A 2407-nucleotide genomic window follows, 5' to 3' on the forward strand; every position below is an offset into this window, starting at 1 on the left:
CCAGAAGCAGGGGATCAAGCCGATCATCGGCATGGAGGCGTACGTCGCGGGCGACCGGCACAACCGGACCGCCGAGCGCGAGAACAAGAGCTTCCACATGGTGCTGCTGGCCCGCAACCAGGCGGGCTACCGCAACCTGGTCAAGCTGGCCTCGGCGGCCTTCCTCGAGGGCTTCTACTACCGGCCGCGCATCGACCGCGAGATCCTCGCGCGCCACGCCGACGGGCTGATCGGGCTGTCGGCCTGCCTGAGCGGCGAGCCGAACTTCCACCTGCGCAGCGGCAACGTGGCCGCCGCCGTGGAGGCGGCGGCGGGGTGCCGCGACATCCTGGGCCGGGATCACTACTACCTGGAAATCCAGAACCACGGGCTGCCCGACGAGGAACGGATCCGCCAGCTGATGCCCGAGGTGGCGCGGCAGACGGGCTGCCCCATCGTGGCCACGAACGACTGCCACTTCCTGGAGCGCGAGCATCACGAGGCGCACGACATCCTCATGGCGCTGCAGACGGGCAAGACGCTGAACGACCCGTCGCGCTGGCGCAGCCACACGCCCGAGGTCTATTTCAAGTCCAGCGAGGAGATGCTGGCGCTGTTCCGCGACTGGCCGGAGGCGGTCGCCAACACGCTGCACATCGCCGACCAGGTGGAATTCGAGCTGGAGCTGGGCAAGCTGCTGCTGCCGGCCTTTCCGCTGCCGGACGGCTTCGCCACGGCCGACGACTACCTGGCCCACCTGGCGCGCGAAGGACTGCCGCGCCGATACGGCACGGTCACGCCGGAGCTGCGCGAGCGGCTGGACTACGAACTGGGGGTCATCCGCCAGACGAAGTACGCCGGCTACTTCCTGATCGTCTGGGACTTCATCGACGCGGCCCGCCGCATGGACGTGCCGGTGGGACCGGGCCGCGGCTCGGCCGCGGGCAGCCTGGTCTGCTACTGCGTCGGCATCACGGACGTCGACCCCATCCGCCACCAGCTGCTGTTCGAGCGCTTCCTGAATCCCGAGCGCATCTCGATGCCGGACATCGACGTGGACTTCTGCTTCGAGGGACGCGGGCGGGTCATCGAGTACGTGGCGCGCAAGTACGGACGCGACAACGTCTCGCAGATCATCACCTTCAACACCATGGCGGCCCGCGCGGTCCTCAAGGACGTGGCGCGCGTGCTGGAATTCCCCTTCGCCGAGGGCGACCGCATCAGCAAGCTCGTGCCCGAGGAACTGGGGATCACCCTGCAGAAGGCCATCGACGAGGCGCCCGGCCTCAAGGAGGTGGCCGAGGAGTCGCCCGACCACGCCAAGCTGCTGCGCAACGCGCTGGTGCTGGAGGGCTTCAACCGCAACACCGGCATCCACGCCGCGGGCGTGCTGATCACGCCGTCGCCGCTGGTCGAGCACGCGCCGCTCTACCGCAGCACGAAGGGCGACGTCACCGTCCAGTACGACATGAAGATGAGCGAGGCCCTGGGGCTCCTCAAGATGGACTTCCTGGGCCTGCGCACCCTGACGGTGATCGACAAGGCGCTGGACCTGATCGCCGAGACGACGGGCGAGCGGCTGGCGGCCGATCGCATCCCGACCGACGATCCGCGGACCTTCAAGCTGCTGCAGGAGGGCCGCACCGTCGGCATCTTCCAGCTCGAGAGCAGCGGCATGCAGGAGCTGGTGCGCAAGATGGCGCCCACGGGCTGGGACGACATCACCGCCATCTGCGCGCTCTACCGCCCGGGGCCCCTGGGCGCGGACATGGACAAGGCCTACGTCGAGCGCAAGCACGGCCGGCAGCGGGTGCAGTACAAGGATCCCGCGCTGGAGCCGATCCTGCGCGACACCTACGGCGTGATCCTCTACCAGGAACAGGTGATGCAGATCGCCGCGGCGATGGGCGGCTTCACCATGGGGGAGGCCGACACGCTGCGCAAGGCGATGGGCAAGAAGAAGGCCGACATCATGGCGGCCCTCAAGGTGAAGTTCATCGAGGGCGCCCGCGCGCGCGGCCATGACCAGCGCGTCGCCACCGAGATCTACGAGGAGATGGAGTTCTTCGCCGAGTACGGCTTCAACAAGAGCCACTCGGCGGCCTACGCGCTGCTGTCGATCCAGACCGCCTGGCTGAAGGCGCACCACCCGGCCGAGTTCATGGCCGCGACGATGACCACCGAGATGCGCAAGAGCGAGCGCATCACGCAGCTCATCGACGAGTGCAAGGCGCTGGGGCTGCGCATCGTGCCGCCGGACATCAACCGGCCGCGCCCGGAGTTCGGCGTGCGCGACGGGCAGGTCGTCTTCGGGCTGGGCGCCGTGCGCGGCGTGGGAGCGACGGCCATCGAGGTCATCGCCGCCTGCCGCGAGCAGCTCGGCCGCGACTTCACGGACCTGTTCGACCTCTGCGAGCACGTCGACCTG

The 2407-nt window shown here is 68.7% G+C and carries 1 protein-coding gene; it reads left to right on the top strand.

Translation table 11 applies throughout. The features are described 5' to 3' along the window. On the top strand, positions 1–2407 hold a 2407-nt coding region (dnaE, locus tag FJ251_15500), incomplete at both ends, for a DNA polymerase III subunit alpha (GenBank protein MBM4119108.1).

It is taken from the genome of bacterium (assembly GCA_016873475.1).
GTDB lineage: Bacteria > Krumholzibacteriota > Krumholzibacteriia > JACNKJ01 > JACNKJ01 > VGXI01.